This is a genomic window from Bacillus sp. FSL K6-0042 (assembly GCF_038006685.1).
Taxonomy (GTDB): domain Bacteria; phylum Bacillota; class Bacilli; order Bacillales; family Bacillaceae_G; genus Bacillus_A; species Bacillus_A pseudomycoides.
Genome location: NZ_JBBOVS010000001.1, coordinates 1046645 through 1066362, shown reverse-complemented (window position 1 = coordinate 1066362; position 19718 = coordinate 1046645). Strand labels below are relative to the sequence as shown.

The 19718-nt window shown below is 34.8% G+C and carries 29 protein-coding genes; all 29 read left to right on the top strand.

What is annotated here, in order from left to right; translation table 11 throughout:
• Window positions 1-163 precede the first annotated feature (163 nt).
• The 29 genes from MHH45_RS05615 to MHH45_RS05475 all read left to right on the top strand — a co-directional run bounded on the left by MHH45_RS05615 (window position 164) and on the right by MHH45_RS05475 (window position 19702).
• Window positions 164-448, top strand: coding sequence for a hypothetical protein (locus MHH45_RS05615; RefSeq protein ID WP_088093857.1), 285 nt, complete (start codon window positions 164-166; stop codon window positions 446-448).
• Window positions 449-565: 117 nt separating this feature from the next.
• On the top strand, window positions 566-1573 hold the full coding sequence (locus MHH45_RS05610) for a DnaD domain-containing protein (protein WP_088093858.1): 1008 nt from the start codon (window positions 566-568) through the stop codon (window positions 1571-1573).
• 5 nt (window positions 1574-1578) lie between these two features.
• Window positions 1579-1791, top strand: coding sequence for a hypothetical protein (locus MHH45_RS05605; RefSeq protein ID WP_088093859.1), 213 nt, complete (start codon window positions 1579-1581; stop codon window positions 1789-1791).
• Window positions 1791-2153: a cell division protein SepF gene (locus MHH45_RS05600; protein ID WP_088093860.1), complete on the top strand. Its 363-nt coding sequence runs from the start codon at window positions 1791-1793 to the stop codon at window positions 2151-2153. The genes MHH45_RS05605 and MHH45_RS05600 overlap by 1 nt, the downstream gene beginning before the upstream one ends.
• Window positions 2154-2236: 83 nt before the next feature.
• Window positions 2237-2440 carry an XtrA/YqaO family protein gene (locus MHH45_RS05595; protein ID WP_416076115.1) on the top strand — a complete coding sequence of 68 codons (204 nt, stop codon included), beginning with the start codon at window positions 2237-2239 and terminating at the stop codon, window positions 2438-2440.
• A 65-nt stretch (window positions 2441-2505) separates the two neighbouring features.
• Window positions 2506-3171 (top strand): hypothetical protein, encoded by a 666-nt coding sequence (locus MHH45_RS05590; protein WP_088093861.1) that lies wholly within the window; start codon window positions 2506-2508, stop codon window positions 3169-3171.
• The gene (locus MHH45_RS05585) at window positions 3149-4306 is read left to right on the top strand and encodes an XRE family transcriptional regulator (protein WP_088093862.1); all 1158 of its coding nucleotides are present in this window, start codon (window positions 3149-3151) and stop codon (window positions 4304-4306) included. The genes MHH45_RS05590 and MHH45_RS05585 overlap by 23 nt, the downstream gene beginning before the upstream one ends.
• A gap of 88 nt (window positions 4307-4394) precedes the next feature.
• Window positions 4395-4877 (top strand): ArpU family phage packaging/lysis transcriptional regulator, encoded by a 483-nt coding sequence (locus MHH45_RS05580; protein ID WP_088093863.1) that lies wholly within the window; start codon window positions 4395-4397, stop codon window positions 4875-4877.
• On the top strand, window positions 4877-5428 hold the full coding sequence (locus MHH45_RS05575) for a site-specific integrase (protein WP_088093864.1): 552 nt from the start codon (window positions 4877-4879) through the stop codon (window positions 5426-5428). The genes MHH45_RS05580 and MHH45_RS05575 overlap by 1 nt, the downstream gene beginning before the upstream one ends.
• A gap of 199 nt (window positions 5429-5627) precedes the next feature.
• Window positions 5628-6296 carry a hypothetical protein gene (locus MHH45_RS05570; protein WP_088093865.1) on the top strand — a complete coding sequence of 223 codons (669 nt, stop codon included), beginning with the start codon at window positions 5628-5630 and terminating at the stop codon, window positions 6294-6296.
• A 552-nt stretch (window positions 6297-6848) separates the two neighbouring features.
• On the top strand, window positions 6849-7607 hold the full coding sequence (locus tag MHH45_RS05565) for a hypothetical protein (RefSeq protein ID WP_088093866.1): 759 nt from the start codon (window positions 6849-6851) through the stop codon (window positions 7605-7607).
• A 151-nt stretch (window positions 7608-7758) separates the two neighbouring features.
• A complete protein-coding gene (locus MHH45_RS05560; RefSeq protein WP_088093867.1) occupies window positions 7759-7926 on the top strand; it encodes a hypothetical protein in 168 nt (55 codons plus the stop codon).
• Entirely contained in the window at window positions 7919-8074 is a 156-nt protein-coding gene (locus MHH45_RS05555) for a hypothetical protein (RefSeq protein ID WP_170927929.1), read from the top strand. Before MHH45_RS05560 ends, MHH45_RS05555 begins: the two co-directional genes overlap by 8 nt.
• A gap of 4 nt (window positions 8075-8078) precedes the next feature.
• Window positions 8079-8381, top strand: a complete 303-nt coding sequence (locus tag MHH45_RS05550) for an HNH endonuclease signature motif containing protein (RefSeq protein ID WP_088093868.1) — start codon at window positions 8079-8081, stop codon at window positions 8379-8381.
• Window positions 8382-8386: 5 nt separating this feature from the next.
• Window positions 8387-8617, top strand: a complete 231-nt coding sequence (locus tag MHH45_RS05545) for a hypothetical protein (RefSeq protein ID WP_140385989.1) — start codon at window positions 8387-8389, stop codon at window positions 8615-8617.
• Between the two features lie 99 nt (window positions 8618-8716).
• On the top strand, window positions 8717-9079 hold the full coding sequence (locus MHH45_RS05540) for a hypothetical protein (protein WP_088093870.1): 363 nt from the start codon (window positions 8717-8719) through the stop codon (window positions 9077-9079).
• On the top strand, window positions 9076-10776 hold the full coding sequence (locus MHH45_RS05535) for a terminase large subunit (RefSeq protein ID WP_088093871.1): 1701 nt from the start codon (window positions 9076-9078) through the stop codon (window positions 10774-10776). The genes MHH45_RS05540 and MHH45_RS05535 overlap by 4 nt, the downstream gene beginning before the upstream one ends.
• A gap of 13 nt (window positions 10777-10789) precedes the next feature.
• Window positions 10790-12013 carry a phage portal protein gene (locus tag MHH45_RS05530; RefSeq protein WP_088093872.1) on the top strand — a complete coding sequence of 408 codons (1224 nt, stop codon included), beginning with the start codon at window positions 10790-10792 and terminating at the stop codon, window positions 12011-12013.
• Window positions 11970-12554: an HK97 family phage prohead protease gene (locus MHH45_RS05525; RefSeq protein ID WP_140385992.1), complete on the top strand. Its 585-nt coding sequence runs from the start codon at window positions 11970-11972 to the stop codon at window positions 12552-12554. The genes MHH45_RS05530 and MHH45_RS05525 overlap by 44 nt, the downstream gene beginning before the upstream one ends.
• Before the next feature lie 14 nt (window positions 12555-12568).
• Window positions 12569-13747 carry a phage major capsid protein gene (locus MHH45_RS05520; protein ID WP_088093874.1) on the top strand — a complete coding sequence of 393 codons (1179 nt, stop codon included), beginning with the start codon at window positions 12569-12571 and terminating at the stop codon, window positions 13745-13747.
• A gap of 14 nt (window positions 13748-13761) precedes the next feature.
• Window positions 13762-13920 (top strand): hypothetical protein, encoded by a 159-nt coding sequence (locus MHH45_RS05515; RefSeq protein WP_170927932.1) that lies wholly within the window; start codon window positions 13762-13764, stop codon window positions 13918-13920.
• Window positions 13913-14182: a head-tail connector protein gene (locus tag MHH45_RS05510; protein ID WP_088093875.1), complete on the top strand. Its 270-nt coding sequence runs from the start codon at window positions 13913-13915 to the stop codon at window positions 14180-14182. The genes MHH45_RS05515 and MHH45_RS05510 overlap by 8 nt, the downstream gene beginning before the upstream one ends.
• The gene (locus MHH45_RS05505) at window positions 14179-14478 is read left to right on the top strand and encodes a phage head closure protein (RefSeq protein ID WP_088093876.1); all 300 of its coding nucleotides are present in this window, start codon (window positions 14179-14181) and stop codon (window positions 14476-14478) included. The genes MHH45_RS05510 and MHH45_RS05505 overlap by 4 nt, the downstream gene beginning before the upstream one ends.
• Window positions 14471-14827 carry an HK97 gp10 family phage protein gene (locus tag MHH45_RS05500; protein ID WP_088093877.1) on the top strand — a complete coding sequence of 119 codons (357 nt, stop codon included), beginning with the start codon at window positions 14471-14473 and terminating at the stop codon, window positions 14825-14827. Before MHH45_RS05505 ends, MHH45_RS05500 begins: the two co-directional genes overlap by 8 nt.
• Window positions 14824-15153: a hypothetical protein gene (locus MHH45_RS05495; protein ID WP_088093878.1), complete on the top strand. Its 330-nt coding sequence runs from the start codon at window positions 14824-14826 to the stop codon at window positions 15151-15153. The genes MHH45_RS05500 and MHH45_RS05495 overlap by 4 nt, the downstream gene beginning before the upstream one ends.
• The gene (locus tag MHH45_RS05490; protein ID WP_088093879.1) at window positions 15154-15738 is read left to right on the top strand and encodes a major tail protein; all 585 of its coding nucleotides are present in this window, start codon (window positions 15154-15156) and stop codon (window positions 15736-15738) included. It begins immediately after the preceding gene.
• Window positions 15739-15742: 4 nt separating this feature from the next.
• A complete protein-coding gene (locus MHH45_RS05485; RefSeq protein ID WP_088093880.1) occupies window positions 15743-16105 on the top strand; it encodes a hypothetical protein in 363 nt (120 codons plus the stop codon).
• 26 nt (window positions 16106-16131) lie between these two features.
• Complete coding sequence (locus MHH45_RS05480) at window positions 16132-16320, top strand: hypothetical protein (protein ID WP_249922703.1); 189 nt, start codon at window positions 16132-16134, stop codon at window positions 16318-16320.
• 16 nt (window positions 16321-16336) lie between these two features.
• Complete coding sequence (locus tag MHH45_RS05475; protein WP_088093881.1) at window positions 16337-19702, top strand: DUF2207 domain-containing protein; 3366 nt, start codon at window positions 16337-16339, stop codon at window positions 19700-19702.
• The last annotated feature ends 16 nt before the right edge of the window (window positions 19703-19718 follow it).

The following is a 19718-nucleotide window of genomic DNA, read 5'->3' as shown; positions in this document are numbered from 1 at the left end:
TAATACCAACAAACGAATTATAACATATTACGATTTAATACGACAAGCAACTGTGCTTGTCGTTATGGCCAGAAAGATTTGTTCCCCTTATAGTTTACAAGATTGTATTTTCTGGTCATAACGATACGTACAGTATCAAACTATTTGAAGTGAGGAATGAAACATGAAAGTAGAATGTAATCGTCTGTTTGATTTAGTTCTACCAGGAGACTTTGCTTTTGCAAATGAATTACATAACTGCATGGTGACATGTATTCATAACATGTTCAATGCCGGTTCATTAGATGAAGCAAATCGTTGGGAGAGGGAATTAAATAGATGCGCAAAAGAATTCAAGAGTCTTTGTAATGCAAAAGAGGAACACGATGTATCAAAGAGTTATCGTGTAGTTGTTAAAAGTCTTCAAGGGAAGGGGATTAAGGCATCAGTAGTTAGGCGTAGAAAATAAAAAATCTATCACTTGGCAGAGTGATAGATTTTAGACTCTTATAGTGAGTCTTTCTAAAAATAAAAGTAGGTTAAGTATATCAAAGTAAATCAAGTAAAACAATGGAGGATGAATAATATGGCTGTTTATAGACCTGTTCAAGTTTCATATTGGCAAGATGCTTTTGTTTTAGATCTTACACCAGAGGAAAAATACTTCTATTTGTATTTAATGACTAATAGTAAAACTTCTCAGAGTGGAATTTATGAGCTTCCATTACGTGTTATAGAAATGGATACAGGATATAACCGTGAAACAGTTGAGAAGTTATTAGAGCGCTTTAGTGATTACGGAAAAATTAATTACAACAAGAAGACAAAAGAAATTATGCTGCTTAATTGGCTTAAATTTAATGCTATTACAAATATGAACATTGAGAAGTGTGTGTTGAAAGAAATACAGAGCATTAAAGATGAGGAGTTTTTAATTAATTTTTATGAAACTTGTTTAGAGCTAGAGAAGCAGCAGGATTTTAAAATCCCTCGAATTAAGGAGTACTTGCAAGCTCGTTTTGAGTGGCTTGCAAGGGGCTTCGATGACCCTATGAAGGAAGAAACAAAAACAGAAACAAAAGAAAAAGAAGAAACAAAAACAGAAACAAAAGAAAAAGAAGAAACAAAAACAGAAACAAAACAAGAAGCAGCAAGCTGCTCTGAAGTGCAAAAAGTAGCAGAAGAAAATCCAATAGCATTTTATGAACAAAATTTTGGAGTTCTTAAGCCATTTGTAGCTGAAGGCATTAATGCTTGGATTGATGATCTAAATGCACAACTTGTAATTAAAGCAATGAAAATCGCCTTAGAAAAAAATGCACCGAATATGTCTTATGTTCAAGGTATTTTAAGAGATTGGCATGCTAAAGGATATAAGAGCATTAATGATGTTGAAGCTGCACAAGCTCAATTCCGTAAGAAATATCAGTCACGTGGTGGAAGAAATAATGCTAGAAAAGAAATTGTTCCTGATTGGCTACATACTCAAGATACAGAAACACATTCTCAGCCTGCAGAGCATAGTGAAATAGAATTAGAAGCTGAACGTAAACGTTTAGAGCGAGAATTAGCTAAATATCGAAAAGAGGCTTAAGTCATATGGAAGCAGATTATATTATGCTAGAACAATTTAATCATGGTTGGAGTAATCAGCAGATTAATGATTTTCGAGAGATGTGGAAAGCTGGTATTTCTGTAGAAAACATTGCGAAAGTATTTAAACGAAAACCTCAAGAAGTGGTTTTATTAGTCTATGATCAAGCTGAAAAACGAAAAGTATCTCCAAGAAGTAGTGGCTTGGAGGGATTGTAATGCCTAAACAATTAACAATATTTGATGTGGAACCAGTAGTAGTATTTGATTTTAATAAAGCAAAGGTTTATCGCTTAAATTCTCAAATGAATTTTACAGATATTGTAGTTCAAATACCCAAGAAAATTAAGGCTATTGATGAGTTAAGGCCTACAACAGCATCAGATAATCGATATGAACTTTTTGAAGAGTATGTAATGGGTATTTGGCGTTTTAATCGTGTAAAGGACAAAAAGTTTGATTGGGAAGAAGCTGAGGAGCTATGCAAGCAGGCTCGTGACAAAAAAGAACCAATTTCGATAAGGCTATATTTATCATTGGAGCAATCATTTATTCCAGAACACGTTATTCAATATTTGTGATATTAAACAAAATAAAAAAAGACGAGATTACTCTCGACTTAATTTTTCGACAAAGTTAATTATACCATATGGGAGTGATCTATGTGAGAACAAAAGATATAGAAGTTAATTTAAATGGATTGAAGATTGAGCATAATATAGAGCCAGGTAAAGTACTGGTGTTAATTTTAGATGGGAATCAAGGGAAAGTAAAAGTTTGTGAAGCAGTGGAGCATGGATTTACTATAGTTGAAACAGTAAAAGGGCAAGCTAAAAGAATTAAGTTTGAAGAAAGTGAGTTGATTTAGATTCTAGGTTGCAAAAACCATGTATTTTTTGTAGAATAGTTGCAAAAGCATACAGAGGTGATTGAGTGAAGATTCAAATTTTAGATGAACCAAGAGAGGTTATTAATCAGTACATTCCATTAGAAAGTCGAAAAAGATTAAGTAAAATTATAATAGATGCATACCAATGGTCAGATTTATTAATAAATAATACAGCTGCTTTAAAAACAATTCGAGGTACAAAAAGATTATTACCAGAACTCAAAAATGTTGCTGTAGAATTTTTTGTAATGCAAGCTGTGAAAAATAAAGAACTTCCTTTTACATATCGGATAGGTTATAATGCTAATCGTTCTCACCCATTTATCGAGCTGTTCAATGAATCCATACTTATCCATTTTAATCAAGTTAGAACAAAAAATAGTGGAGCTCGTAAAGCATTTTGTCGGGATCGACTTCTTCAACCAATTAAGAGTTATATTGATTTTGAAGAGGGAGATATTAAATACGAGGATGAACGTTATTTTCAAATCAATCATGGATATCAAACAGAAAAACCGTCGTTTATTACATTAGGTATTCCAAATAAACAAGGAAAGTTTGACGCAAGCATCTACCTCTTGGAAGAATTTTCAGTATTTGAAGGTCACTATCCAAAATCAAAAATTGAAACAGTAGATGAAATTAATTTTGAAGACTTTCAGCGGTTTGCTGAAGGAGAGGGGATAAATGAATCAATTAAAAATTCATAAATCTTTTAATGGAAATAGGTTAAAGCAAGCGAGAACTATAAGAAATATTACATTGCAAGAACTCGCTGATCATCTAGAGAAGAGTCATCAAGCTATTTCTAAATATGAAAACGGAAAAGCCGTACCTTCATCAGAAGATATAATGAAGATATCAAAAATCCTAAATTTTGAGCCTTCCTTTTTTTATTTAGATAATGTAAATAATACTTTTTATGAGAAACCTTTTATCTTTAGAAGTAAATCGGGTATAGCAAAAAAATATACAGATCAAACTAAAGAGTTAATACTTTTAATGCAACATTTAGTTGAGAATATTGAATATAAGGTTTCACTTCCCAAATTTGACTTGAGTCTAGTTCATCAATCTGAAGAAGAGTTCTCGCCAACTTCAGATAATGATATTGAGGAATTAGCTACGAGAATCAGAAGGAAATTTAATCTTGGGGATGGTCCAATAAGCAATTTAACAGCTTTATGTGAAAAGATGGGTATTATTATCACATATATTAACCTTAATCATCAAGGGATTGATGGCTGTTCTGTACTTTTAGAAAACCGCCCATATATTATTTTAAATAAGGATAGAGAATCTGCTGTTAGAATTAGATTTAATATTGCTCATGAACTAGGACATATTTTATTGCATTCTAGATATATCAATAAAGTGATAAATAAAAAAATTCATTCCAAAAGAATGGAATATGAAGCAAATCGATTCGCCAGTGCCTTATTAATGCCAGAAAAAGGAATAGTAGGGGATTTAACTGCTCTTGGATTAGACTATTTAATAACTTTGAAACGACATTGGAAAGTCTCTTTACAGGCGATAATTTACCGGGCTGAACAACTAGAAATATTTACACCTGAGTATGCTTTGTATTTAAGACAGCAAATTAGTAGGAAAAAATGGCGAACTAGAGAACCATTAGATGAAGACATTCCTTTTGAACAACCTAAGTTGTTATTATATGCGATTAAATATCTAGAGAAAGAAAAGAACTTTTTTTTAACACAACTTTCTTTTGTAACAGGTTTAAAGGTTGAAGAAATTGAAGATTTTTGTACTGGTATAGAAGGGGTACAAAACAAAATGGATTCGAGGCCTAATTTAATGGTAATAGATGGTCCAAGATAGGAAATCCTGAGGACACTAAAATCACAACATTTGTTGTAATTTTAGTGTCCTTTCTTTATTTTTCAATAATATAAAGGAGGAGTTTAATATGAAAATCCAATTATCTTTCTTGTCAAAAATTGATCGCAATACAACACAGGTACGTTTAGAAAGTGTCCTTGAAAGTGTACGTATTTATAGACAGTTTGGAATGATTCGTAAAGAAATGAAAGTCACTCCTTCTTATGAAGTAAGGTATCATGGTCCTACAAATGATGTTCGAAAGCCTATGGAGGATGTTGCTCTATTCAACGTCCAACAGAGCGAACGAGAAGAATGGTTAGAGAAGATGTCTTTACGAATTGATCAGGCATTAAGTAGATTTGGGAATAGTATTGCTGGAAAGAATCAAAGAGATATTATTACTCAACGTTATTTAGAAGATGAAGACGTATGTGACTATATGATTTATAACGAAATGGGGATGAGCGAGCGCACCTATCGCCGTATTAAATCTAGAGCTTTTTACAAGTTAGCATTTGCTCTTAGATTAGAAGTATATGAGGTAGAACAATCTGGAGGCGATGAATAATGAACTTTGTTCAGCCAATACGTGATCCAGAGCAAATACAACAGATAAAAGATTATTTAAAAGAAAAGAATGAGCGTAATTATATTCTATTTGTAATGGGAATCAACACAGGTTTACGTATAAGCGATATTTTAAAGTTGAAGGTTGGAGACTTGAAAGGCAGCCATATCTCAATGCGCGAAATGAAAACAGGTAAGCAAAAGCGGATTGAAATTACATCTACACTAAGAAGAGAGTTGCGCTGGTATATTGAAGAAAGAGAAGATAGAGAAGATAGTGAGTATCTGATTAGAAGTAGGGAAGGGAAGAATAAACCAATTGGTAGAAGTATGGCATATAAAATACTTAGAGGTACAGCGGCAGAGTTTGGATTAGATGAAATAGGTACTCATACATTGCGTAAGACTTTTGGGTATCATATGTACAAGCAAACAAAGAATATTGCATTGCTGATGGAGATATTTAATCATTCATCAGAAAGAGTTACATTAAGATATATCGGTGTGAATCAAGATGTAATGGATAAAGCTATGAGGAAATTTAAAATCTAGCTTTATCCTTTTCTTTTTGATTATTTACAGTTAATCATTTTTATCGTGTTGTGTAACTCAAAAGAGAAGGTCTTATAAAGTCAAGAACATCAAGGGGTTCAGCGATTGGGTCAGTTACACAAAATATAAGATATGGGTAATTGGATAGAAAAGAATGATGATATAATTCAATTATAAAAATAAAGGAGATTAGGAGATTATGAAGATAACAATTAGCGAAATAGCCAGTTTAGTTCAAATAGCCTTTTATATAATTGGTTCAACAGTTGCGATACTAACTTATAAAAGTGCAAAAAAAAGTTTGTTAAATACAGTGAACACTGAATATCAAAAGAGGGTGATGGATAGGTTAGAAACTCTATCTAATACATTATATAGCGAGTTCTATCAAGACTCTGAAGAATACTGGTTGAATACTACAGGAAAAGTTACAGTGGTAAGCATTGTACTGGAAGATTTAGAGCACTATAAAAATTTCAAAGAAAAAAATATGTCACTTGAGCCTGGAGAAAAATATAGAATAGGAGTACCTGTTACTTCAATGGACGAAAAGTTAACAAACTTAATAGATAATATTAAATCAGATCCGTTTCTTCCAGATGAAATAGCAAACCGCGCAGTAGAAAAATTAACTTTTCGACGAGACAATATGAGTATAATTACTCTTGAAGAAATTAGTGCATATAGAGAAAAATTATTTAGACACCAATTCACCAACCTTGAAGGTTTACCTTTTGCTCTTTCTAATAAAATTCATGACAGAATGTATGAATCAGGTTGCGGTATTGAACAAGTAGAAGAAGATGTACATAATATTAGAATTTTGATAAGAGAGTATTTAAAATCATTTAATCCATTAAAAAAATAACTGGCAGAGTCGTGACCGCATTTTGGCAGTAAATGTGCCGTTTGTTTTGGAATTAGCGTGTTATATTTGTATTGTGAGAAGTGGCGGAAAACATTTTTCACAAGGATAACTTTATAATTCTAAACGGTTTCATATTGGCGGCATGATTAAAAAATCCGTAACCAGCATAATGGTACTGATTGAATGATACCGTTAATATAGGAGAGCTTTTGCTCTTCTTTCAGCTAATGGCATCATAGGTAGATAGAATGAGGGTGGCCTGATAAGTCAATCGAGAGTGTCTGTCATGGTTGTTAGTTGAAAGAGGTGTGAAAACACCTTAACCAAACTAAATGAAATATGTGATATACAAACATGACTTGTCTATTTTGGAAAGCTGTTATTCTAGTGAATAGCAGTTTTCTACTTTTAAAAAGTAAAACTTCATTTACCGTATTTATAGGTTTTGAGAAAAGAGCAACTGATGCATGGTTGCTCTTTTTGTAATTTATTCCTGTATAGAAATGATGTAATATTACATTGGAAGTAATTTCTAATATAGGAGTGAATAAGGTGAGTATTAAAGATAAACTAGAGTTAATAAATACACCAGAAGAGGTATTTGAAACAGCCGGGGATCTTTTGGGGAAAGGACATGAAATAGTAGATACACTTTCTGAATATAGTCCTTATGTTCGTTTAGCGAATAATTGGATGAATAAAAGAAGAGAATATAAGTGTAAACAATTCCTTCAAGGATTAGCAATGAAGGTACTTTTAAGAGAAGAGCTTAATTCTGATGATTTACAAAAATTAGATGAGTTATTAAAGAAAAATGTAAATATGCTTTTAATTATAGATATTCTAGAAGAAGCAACAAAAACTGTATCCGATATCTCTTCAAAACTATTAGGAATTATAGCTGGTCAAGTAATAGAAGGGCAACGAACGTTTACTTATGATGATTGGATTCTTATTAATGGTTTAAAAAACATGAATAATTGGGATATTGAGAATTTCAAAAAAATATACTCGTATTTTGAGGAACATCCAGAAGATGGGGAAGTAAGCACTACATGTTTGATTCAAAATATATCTATGGAAGAATATAAACAAATAATAAATAATTCAGTGGAAACAAAAGATCATTCGATACAAGAAAGTATTATGAATAATGAGGAATTTAAAACGCTTAAGTCTTCTCTAATGCGAATTAGTAGTTTTCAAATTATAAGTGTAGGACCGGTTACTTTTGCTATGGATAGTGTAACTTTTGAAAGGAATAAGGTCGGGAATGAATTATATAAATTAATAAAAATAATTGAAAGATAATATATGATTATCAGTTACAAGCATTCCTTAGGGAGTGCTTTTTATTATGCAAAAATTATATAAGTCGTGTGAGAGTTGAAAAAGTATATTATCTTTCTCAATGTACATATTAAGTAAAGTGTTTAATATCATACATAAAAGGCGGGGTAATATGAGTGAAAATAAGAAAAATGAAGAATTGAATAAGGTGAAGAAGTATTATTTTAATGAGGATAATCAACCAGTAGCTGGTATAGAGTTAACTTTGCCGCCTGATATAGGAAACTTGTTAGAGCCGAAATCAGATAATGATGAAAGTAGAGAAAGTAATAATGAATAAGTTTAATCTAAGCATCCATTCGGGTGCTTTTTATTTTAGAGAAGGAAGTGATGGGATGTTTTGGTTAGGAGGACTTACAGGATACTTCTTAGGAACCCTTGTTACTTTACTGGTAATCTACTTTGGTTATCGTATTGGTGAGGAGTGAGGGATTGGCAAAAGAATATGCAAAACATTTCTATAAGTCATTAGCCTGGAAGAAGTGTAGAGCATCATATATAGCTACAACACTCGACGGTATGTGTGAGCATTGTAAAGAAGAACCTGGTTATATTGTTGACCATATCGTGGAGATCACACCTGATACTATAAACAATCCAGATATAACATTGAACCATGATAACCTACAATACTTATGCTTACCTTGTCATAATACAAAGACGTTTGGTAAATCAGTATTGATTAGAGAAGATGTAATGTTTGATGCGAATGGTGATTTGATTAGGGGGTTATGATTGTTATGGCTAGACGAACACACTCAATGGGCTGTCCGTATTGTGAAGGAACAGGGAAAGAATTGAATCATTTTGATCCACCAGTTGTTGAATATAGAAAACCTATGACTTCCTTCTTCCCTTTAAAAGAACGAACGAAAAGCGGAAGAGAAATATTAGATGAACCTTGTCCTGCTTGTAACGGTACACTAATGATTACAGTAATTGTAGAAATGGATCCTAATCCCCCCCTTTAAAAAATAAAATTTCAAATCTGATAGGGACCGAGGGGGGAGCTTCATGTAACAAATGGGTCGCACGCGTGGGGGGTGTGGTCATGAAAGGAGTGGTTAATTATGAGTGATAAGCAAGACTTAGAAAAAGAAAAAAGAATTAAGCGAGAAATGACGAGATTAAACAGTTTGTTGAAAAATTTAGAGCCAAAGAAAAAAAGAGCGGTTTCCTCACTCATCAAGAATGCTGCTTTTATGGCTGTCACTTTAGAAGATTTACAAGAGAAAATTAATAAGAATGGTACCACAGAGCATTATCAAAATGGAGCCAATCAATTTGGCACTAAAAAGTCATCCGATGTAGAAGTACATAACAATATGACGAAAAACCATGCCCAAGTCATGAAACAATTGATAGATTTACTTCCCAAAGATCCACCTAAAGATGACGATGACGGTTTTGACGAGTTTGTGGCTGATAAATGAGTAAACGAGTAAGGAAACAATATCCGTTAACTTATAACCCTATCATCGACTATTACAATAAAATCGAAATTGATGAAGAAGTTGTATCTAATAAGGTTAGGCGGATATATAAGAAGCTTGTTGATGATATTTATGATACTTCTTCGGTATATGAATACGATCCTAAAAAAGCTAACCATGTTATTGAATTCATCGAGAATTTTTGTAAACATTCGAAAGGTAAATGGGGCGGTAAGCCGATTGAATTAGAGTTATGGCAAAAAGCATTTTTAGCAGCATCATTTGGTTTTGTTCATAAGATTGACGGTACAAGAAAGTATAGAGAAGTATTGTTAATCGTGGCACGTAAAAATGGAAAATCAACAATCGCGTCTGGAATTGGTTTGTATTTACAAGTTGCTGATGGAGAACCAGGTGCTGAGATATATGCTGTAGCTACTAAATTAGACCAAGCAAAATTAGTGTGGTTAGATGCAAAAAGAATGGTTAAAAAATCACCAGTTCTATTAAAAAGAATTAAGCCACTTGTTCGTGAGTTAAACGCAGATTTTAATGATAGTACATTTAAACCACTAGGGAGCGATTCAGAAACTCTTGATGGTCTTAACGTTCATGGAGCCATGATGGATGAAATACATGCTTGGAAAGATAAAAACTTATACGATGTTATAGTAGATGGTACTTCCGCAAGGGAACAGCCAATGATTTTTATGATTTCCACAGCCGGAACCATTCGTGAGTCTGTTTATGATATGAAATATGAAGAAGCTGAAATGCTTTTGAATGGTTTTGATGATCCAGAAGGCTATAAAGACGATAGGTTTTTACCTATCATTTATGAATTAGACAAGCGAGAAGAGTGGACAGATGAAAAGACTTGGAAGAAAGCTAATCCGGGTCTTGGTACCATTAAAAAGGTTGACCAATTAGAAACCAAGGTAAATAAAGCAAAAGCTAATCCGTTGCTTGTTAAAAACTTATTAACGAAGGATTTTAATATACGTGAGACAAGCACAGAAGCATGGTTAACGTTTGAACAATTGAATAATAAAGCTATCTTTGATATAGCAAAATTAAAACCTTCTTATGGTATTGGTGGTTGTGATTTATCTGCTACAACCGACCTTACCTCAGCGAAGGTTATTTTTATGGTTCCTGATGACCCACATATATATGTTAAAGGAATGTATTGGCTTCCAGAGGATTTGCTTGAACAAAGAAGCAAAGAGGATAAAATACCTTATGATTTATGGTGTGAACAGGGATTATTAAGGACCACGCCAGGAAATTCAGTTCATTATAAATTTGTTACTGAATGGTTTTTAGAAATGAGAGATGAGTACGGAATTTACCTTCCGTGGATTGGCTATGATAGATGGTCCGCAAAATATTGGGTCGAAGAAATGGAAGGGTACTTTGGCAAAGAGGCGATGGTTCCAATTGCACAAGGTAAACAAACTCTTTCCAGTCCAATGAAACTACTAGGAGCAGATTTAGAATCGAAATTAGTAAATTATAATAACAATCCTATTGATAAATGGTGTTTATCGAATACAGCTATTGATGTTGATAAAAACCTTAATATACAGCCGAACAAAACAAATAATCAACGACGTCGTATTGATGGCACAGCAGCACTTTTAAATGCTTATGTAGTTCTTCAAGAAAAACGTAATGATTATTTGAATATGATTTAAGGGAGGTGAGAAATTGGGGTTATTTAACAAGATATTTGGCAAGAAACAACCACCTACTACAACTCGTTTTGAAATGATAAACGACAATGGAGGAGGGTTTTTCTCGTGGAATGGAAGCATTTATCAGAGTGATATTATTAGATCTTGTATACGTCCAAAGGCAAAGGCTGTTGGTAAATTAGTGGCTAAGCATATTAGGGATAATGCAAACGAATTTAAAGTGAATCCTGATCCGTATATGAGATTTATTTTAGAAGAGCCCAATCCATTAATGACAGGTCAAATGTTTCAAGAAAAAATGACAGTACAATTAGAAATGAATCATAATGCGTTTGCTTACATTAAACGAGATGAACTTGGTTTTGTAACTGAAATTTATCCTATTCCTTGTATAACTGTAGAGGTTGTGGAAGGAGTACAAGGTGATATCTTTTTAACTTTTTATTTTAAAAATGGAAAGAGAATGACTGTTCCGTATGTAGATATAATTCATCTCAGAAAAGATTTCAATGAAGATGACTTTTTTGGAGAACATCCAGGAACAGCATTATCTTCATTAATGGATATTGTTACAACTACCGACCAAGGAATTGTGAAGGCAATTAAAAATAGTGCGGTAGTGAAATGGATATTGAAATTCAAATCTGTTTTAAAGCAAGAAGACGTTGATACACAGGTAAAAAACTTTGTTAACAACTATTTAAAGATCGATAATGTGAATGGTGGAGCCGCTTCATCTGATCCGCGCTATGATTTAGAACAGGTTAAACCAGAAGCGTTCGTTCCAGATTCTAAACAAATGCAAGAAACAACTCAAAGAATATATAACTTTTTCAATACAAACGAAAAAATTATACAAAGTAAGTATACAGAAGATGAATGGAATGCATATTACGAATCTGAAATTGAACCATTGGCGATGCAGCTTGCTGGAGAATTTACCAGGAAGCTTTTTTCACGTCGTGAAAGAGGATTCGGTAACAAGATAATTTTTGAAGCAGCAAGTCTTCAATATGCTTCTATGTCTACCAAAATGAATTTAGTTCAGATGGTTGATAGAGGGTCAATGACACCGAATGAATGGCGTTCAATTCTTTCTCTTGGCCCAATAGAAGGTGGAGACAAGCCGATAAGACGATTAGATACAGCCTTGGTTAAAGACGGAAACGCTACTGGTGAAGGAGGTGGAAATAATGGACAAAACGGAAATGAGGGAAATAGTAACACAGAAGATTGAAATTAGGGAAGACGATAACGGTAATAGAACACTTACTGGATATGCAGTAAAGTGGGAAAAGAAATCTCTAGTTATGGGCTATTATCGTAAATTTCGTGAGCAATTTAAAAATGGAGCATTCACAGAATCATTACGAAGTGATGATCAGCGTTTTTTATGGTCACACGATACATCGAAAGTATTAGGTAGAACGAAAAATACTACGTTACGTCTAAGTGAGGATGCTGTGGGCTTACGCTTTGAATTAGATTTACCCAATACAACCTTAGGTAATGACACTTACGAATCAATTAAACGTGGCGATGTCGATGGCGTTTCGTTTGGGTTTAACATGATAAGTGAAGAAATTGAAGAACCTGACGATGATCTTATGTTACGGACTGTAACCAAGGCTAAATTATTAGAAGTTAGCGCAGTTGCTTTTCCAGCGTATCCAGATTCCGAGGTTAGCGCAAGAGGGTATGATCCTTACAAAAGATTTGTAGAAAATCGTGAGCAAGATGAATTACGCAAAATACTAATCTTAAAAACTTATTTATAGAGGAGAATGATAATATGAATCGTTTACAAGAAATTTTACAACGTAAAGCGGAAATCCGCACAGCATTAGAAGGTACTGGAGAAGTTGATTTAGCGGCATTTGAAACTGAATTACGTGAACTAAGTGAAGAACAAAATGGAATTGAAACACGTCAACGTTTATTGCAAGAAGCTAGTGCTATCAATGAAGGCGGAGCAACTGAAACTCGTACAATTCAAACGTTTAACACTCAACAAATGGAAGAGCGTGAATTAGGGACAGATTCATTAGAATATCGTAATGCTTTCATGAATTATGTATTGCGTGGCGAAGCAATCCCTGCTGAACTTCGTGCCAATGCAGTTACTAAAACTGGTGATGTAGGTTCAGTTATTCCACAAACTGTATTGAATCAAATTATCGAAAAAATTGAAGCAGTTGGTATGATTCTTCCACTTGTTACTCGTACAGCGATTAAAGGTGGCGTAAGCGTTCCGATTTCTTCTGTTAAACCAGTAGCTTCATGGGTAGCTGAAAGTGCAGGAAGTGATAAGCAAAAGAAAACAACAGGTAGCATTACATTTAACTACAATAAACTTCGTTGTGCAGTTGCGGTATCTTTAGAAGTTGATACTATGGCCTTACCTGTATTCGAATCTACTTTAATCAATAACGTTGTAGAAGCAATGACAAAAGCGATTGAACAATCAATTATTAGCGGAACAGGTTCCGGTCAACCAAAAGGTATTTTGACTGAAACACCTGCTGTAGGACAAGCATTAGATGTTGCTAAAGTCGAGTATAAAACATTGACTGACGCAGAAGCGGCATTACCACTTGAATATGAAGATGGTGCCGTTTGGTGCATGACAAAGAAAACGTTTATGTCGTTTACTGGGATGGTAGATACAAGCGGAGAACCTATCGCAAGAACGAATTTTGGTATTAATGGCAAACCAGAACGAGTTTTGTTAGGACGCCAAGTTGTACTTTGCAACTATATTGATAGTTTCACTACTACAGCAACTGGAAAACCGTTTGCTTTCTTATTCAATTTCAGTGATTACCTTCTTAACACTAATTACCAAATGGGTGTTAAAAAATATGAAGATAACGAAACTGACGACATGGTTACAAAAGCAATTATGGTTGTCGATGGCAAAGCTGTTAATGTTAATTCACTTGTGGTTCTTAAAAAGGCAGCTGCAGTTTAAGGAGCTGATAATAAATGAAAAGCGTAGTAAAGCCGTTTATTGATAAAGATACACAAATAGGATATTCAGCAGGTGATATGTACGAATCAGCGGATTCTAAATGTATTACCTTTATAGTTAAAGAAGGATATTTAAGTGGCTCATCTAAGAAAACGGTGAAAGAAGATGCTTGATGTTGTAAAGAAATCATTGCGTATTTCTCATAATGCTCTTGATGATGAAATTTCAGATTTAATTGAAGCGGCCAGACGTGACTTATCATTGTCTGGCGTTTCTGTTTCAAAGACAAATGATGATGCAGATCCGTTAATTAAACGTGCAATCATTACCTATGTAAAAGCTAATTTTATTCCAGATGAAAAAGAAGCGGAACGCTTCCAATTATCTTATAACATGCTTAGAAACCACCTAACTTTAGCGGGTGATTATAAATGAACGATATTTTATTATTTCCAGTTGTTACAACTATTGAAGATGAACTAGGACAAAAAGAGGAAATCGAAACATTTAGTAGGCAAGTGTTTTGTAAGAAAAAGTCTGTTCCACAATCAGAATTTTTCCAAGCTGGGCAAAGTGGAATTAAAGCTAGTTGTGCATTGATTGTTCATTTGTTGGACTATCAAGAAGAAACTAAGGTGAAATATGGTGAGAAAACATATAGTATTTACCGCACATACGAAAGAGATGATGAAAAGGTTGAACTGTATTGTGAGGTGAAAGCTGGTGGCTAGTATCGATAGTTTAGCAAATGAAATTGCAAGGGAGCTACAACGATATTCAAACGTTATTGAAGAAGATATTGAAGTAGCAAAAGTAGAAGTTGCAGACAGTCTTGTAGGCGAATTGAAACAAAAAAGTCCTAAGTTAACAGGGAGTTATCGTAAAGGGTGGCGTTCCACAAAACAAGGGAATAAGATTATTGTTCATAATGCTACAAGATATCAATTAACTCATTTGTTAGAGAAAGGTCATGCAAAAAAAGGTGGCGGTCGTGTTCCGGCTAAAGTTCATATCGCACCAGCTGAAGAACATGCGGTAAATGATTTCATAGAGCGTGTGGAAAGGGCGATAAGCCAATGATATTAACTGAATTGAAAAAGATACTTGATTTAACTGGTTTGCCTGTCACTTATTCTCAATGGACAGCAACACCAGATAATCCAGTACCTATGCCGCCTTATATTTGTTATCTTGTGGATGGCTCATCTAACATGATTGCCGATAACAAGGTTTATCAAAAAATAAATGATGTAAATATTGAGCTTTATACAACTAAAAAAGACTTGGTTGCAGAAGCCAAACTTGAAAAAGTCTTAGATGATCACGAGATACCTTATGAATCATTTGAGACTTTTATAGATTCTGAGAAATTATTTCAAAAAACATACGAAGTGAGGTTGATTTAAATGCCAGAAAACAAAGTGAGTTTCGGATTGAAAAATGTTCATTATGCAACATACGAAACAAAAGATGGGGTAGTTACATTCGGAGCACCAATTCAATTGCCTGGTGCGGTTGAATTAACATTCGAACCGCGTGGTGATTTAATTGAATTTTACGCAGATGACATGCTCTATTATGCTGCATCAAATAACCAAGGCTATGATGGGACATTATCTATCGCATATATTCCAGAGCTGTTCGCGATAGATGCGTTAGGTGAGCAATTAGATGAAACAGATGGCGTGCTAAACGAATTAGCAGATGCAAAAGGGAAATCATTTGCATTATTATTCGAATTTGATGGTGATATCAAAGCAACTAGACATGTTATGTTCAACTGCTCCGCAAGTCGTCCTACGCTTGCATCAAAAACAAAAACAAGTTCTGCTGAACCGAATGCAAACGAATTAAAATTCGTCTCTAGCCCTATTGATATTAGTGGGAAGCGTATGGTTAAAACAAAAACTACTTCTAAAACAACACAAGCAATTTATGACAATTGGTATAAAAAAGTGTATGTAAAATCAACAGCACCACAGGGGGCATAATTAGATGGAAAAGACAATTACAATAGACGGCAAACAAGTTCGATTAAAAAGCACAGCGGCAACGGTTAAACGTTATAAAGCGCAATTTAGACGCGATTTATTTGCGGATATGATGGGATTAGGCGCAATCAGTGCATTTACCACTCAAGATGGTTCGCAACATGCTATTGATCTATCTAATGTTGATTTAAGTAAAATAGATTTTGAAGTTATTTATGATTTAGTTTGGCTGTATGCTAGAACTGCTGACTCTAGTATTCCTGATCCCATTACATGGTTAGATGGTTTTGATGAATTTCCTATTTACGATATCCTTCCAGAAATTATGGATATGATTCAAAGTACGATGGGAGCAAAAAAAAAATAACAGGCAATAATGAAGAGCAAGGAGCTATCGGTGATGAAGAATTAACCACTGATACATTCCTTGCTCTTTGTTATAAAGCGAAATTAACACATGCTGATTTAGAAATTATGACTGTGGGCGATTGTTTTGATTATATTTCCGAATTTGCTGAAATGGAAAATCCGAAGAAAGACAAAGTAAGAAAAGCGAATCAAAAAGACTTTAATGCTTTCTAAGAAATGAGGTGAAATGATGGCAGGAAGCAGAATCAAAGGAATTACTGTCGAAATTGGTGGTGAAACCACTGGACTTCAAAATGCCTTAAAAGATGTAAATAAACGTAGCAACGATTTGGCACAAGAGTTAAGAGATGTTGAGCGGTTATTAAAGTTTAATCCTGGTAATGTGGAAGCTTTAGCACAAAAACAAGAACTGTTAACACAACGAATTGCAGCGACTACTGAAAAGCTTGATAAATTGAAAGCAGCTGAACAACAGGTTCAAGCGCAATTTGAACGCGGTGATATTGGCGAAGAACAATATAGAGCGTTTAGACGTGAAATTGAATTTACAGAAGGTTCTTTAGGTGGATTACAAAACCAATTAAAAGGCATGAAAGATGAGCAAGAAAGAGCTGCACGTTCAACACGTGAATTGAATACTCTTTTTGATGCGACTGGTACAGGTGTAGATGATTTTGCAGAGATATTAGGCGGACGATTAACAGCAGCAATTCGAAATGGAACAGCCACATCCGAACAACTTGGCGAAGCGATGGATCGCATAGGTCGAAAAGCGTTAGGTGCTGACGCTGATTTAGAACGTTTCAGAGCGGCTTTACGCAGTGTTAATGATGGTGCGGACTTAGAACAAATAAGTAGAGAACTAGATGAAATTGCAGATGAAGCACGTCAAGCAGAGCGAGCGGTAGATGATTTCGGATCAGGGATGGAAAGTTTAGCAGGTGCATTAGTAGCGGGTGGTGGAATAGCTGCAGCTATTGAACAGGCACTTGATACATCTAAATTAAAAACAAAAATTGATATAACTTTTGATGTCCCGGCGTCTTCCAAAAAGTCGGTTGAGGAAGCAGTAAGGGGTATTTCAGCTTATGGATTAGATGTGGAAGAAGCACTTGAAGGCGTAAGGCGACAATGGGCATTAAATAAAAATGTTAGTGATGAATCAAATGCAGCTATCGTTAAGGGAGCAGCGGCAATTGCAGCATCTTATGAAGGAATAGATTTTAATGAATTAATTCAAGAAACAAATGAAATAGCAAATGAATTGGGGATTACCAATGAAGAAGCTCTTGGTTTAACGAATTCTCTTTTAAAAATTGGTTTTCCACCAGAACAACTTGACGTTATTGCTGAGTATGGTGGACAGCTAACGCGAGCTGGCTACGGTGCTGAAGAAGTACAAGCTATTATGGAAGCTGGGATTGAAACTGGTACTTGGAATATCGACAATCTCTTAGACGGATTGAAGGAAGGTCGTATTAAAGCGGTTGAATTCGGTCAAGGTGTCGATAAAGCTATGACTGAAGCACTGAAAGGTACAAACATTTCAGCTGAACAGTTGCAAAAATGGGGGCAATCTGTCGCTAAAGGTGGTAAAGAAGGTTCTGCTGCTATGACAGAAATTGCAGCAGCGTTAACCAATATTGAAGATCAAACAAAACGAAATGAGATAGGTGTCAAGCTCTTCGGTACCATGTACGAAGATCAAGGGGAGAACATAACATACGCATTGCTTGGAGCACAAAGTAAAGTAGTCGATTTTAAGAAGAATCAAGATCAATTGAATGATTCTATTAAAAAGATGGATGCTAACCCAGCAGTTAAAATGCAAAAAGCAATGGGCGATTTAAAGATGGCTCTTGAACCAGCTTTATTAGTTGTCGCTGATCTTATTTCTAAATTTGCTGAATGGATTTCTAATAATCCAAAATTGGCAGCAACAATTGCAGCAGTAGCGACCGCTATTGGTATAATTTCAGGTGCAATTATGGCACTTGCTCCTATCATTATGACTGTAATGAGTTTGATAGGAGTTACAGCAGGAGTTGCTACCTCAATTGTACTCATTGTGCCTATTATCATAGCCGCTATAGTCGCTCTGGGTGTAGCGATCTATCAAAACTGGGAATCTATTAAGACTTGGACAATGGATATTTTTAATTCTATTGGAGAATATTTATCCGGATTGTGGAGTGGAATTGTCGAAACTGCATCTAGTTGGCTTTCAACGCTTGTTGAAACGGTAAGCGGTTGGTGGTCTTCCCTTCTGGAAACCACATCAGGATGGCTATCTTCTTTAGTGGAAACGGCATCTTCTTGGTGGTCTTCTCTTGTCGAAACCACATCTCAATTTTTCGGTCAACTGAAGCAATCTTGGGAGGAAACCTGGAATTCCATACTTACATTCCTAGATCCTATTATTTCGTTAATTTCAACGGTTCTGCAGGCAGGATGGCTACTTATTTCAGCTGCTACACAAATTGCCTGGGCTGCTATTAGTAAATACATTATTGATCCAATAACAGATGCCTATAACTGGTGTAAGGAAAAATTAGGTGATTTAGGTAATTGGATACTCGAAAAATGGGAAACTATAAAATCTTATACACTAGCAGCTTGGTCTTTATTTAAACAGTATATCGTTGATCCAGTTTCAGAAGCATTGAGTTGGGCGAAAGAAAAACTTGGGGATTTAGCAGATTGGATATCAGGAAAATGGGAGACTATTAAGTCCTATACACTTTCAGCCTGGAATTTAGTGAAGCAATATATTATTGATCCAATTGCTTCAGCGTACAACAGTGTAAAAGATACAGTTTCAGATTTGTACAATACTGCCAAGGATAGGTTTGACTCAGTGAAGAATGCAGCTAAAGAAAAATTTGATGCTGCTAAAAGTTATATAGTTGATCCGATAAAAGATGCTGTTGAAACTGTGAAAGGTTGGATTGATAAAATCAAGGGATTCTTTGAGGGTCTTAAACTAAAAATCCCAACACCAGAAATGCCTAAATTACCTCATTTCTCTTTGAAAACTAGTTCCACAAATATTTTAGGGAAAGATATTACTTATCCAAGTGGATTGAATATCGATTGGTATGCAAAAGGTGGTATTTTTACTAAACCAACTATCTTTGGTATGGGCGGCGGAAACTTAAAAGCTGCTGGAGAAGCGGGACGAGAAGCTGTACTTCCGCTGAATAAAAAAACACTTGGTGACATTGGGGCAGGAATTGCAGCAACTATGCAACTAGGTTCGACAAATGAACAATTTTCGGGCATTGCTGATACTATGAGTCAATTAGCTAGTTCTATGAACCAACTATCCAGCTTAAAAAGTGTGATGAGTGATGTTTATGGAAGTATGGCAAGTAATAGACAATCAATGGTTAGTAACGTTACAAACTCAATGGTCAATTTAGGTAATGGTAATTATGAATCTGTACAAGCAGGAGCGATGGCAGGAGCATTCCCACAAGGTGATGTTGTAATTGAAGTACCTGTCACATTAGACGGCAGAGAGGTTGCGCGTGGGACTTACAGACATACAACAGAATATCAAAGAAGAGAAGATGAAAGAAACTCATCCTTTTAGGTTAGGGTTTCTTTTG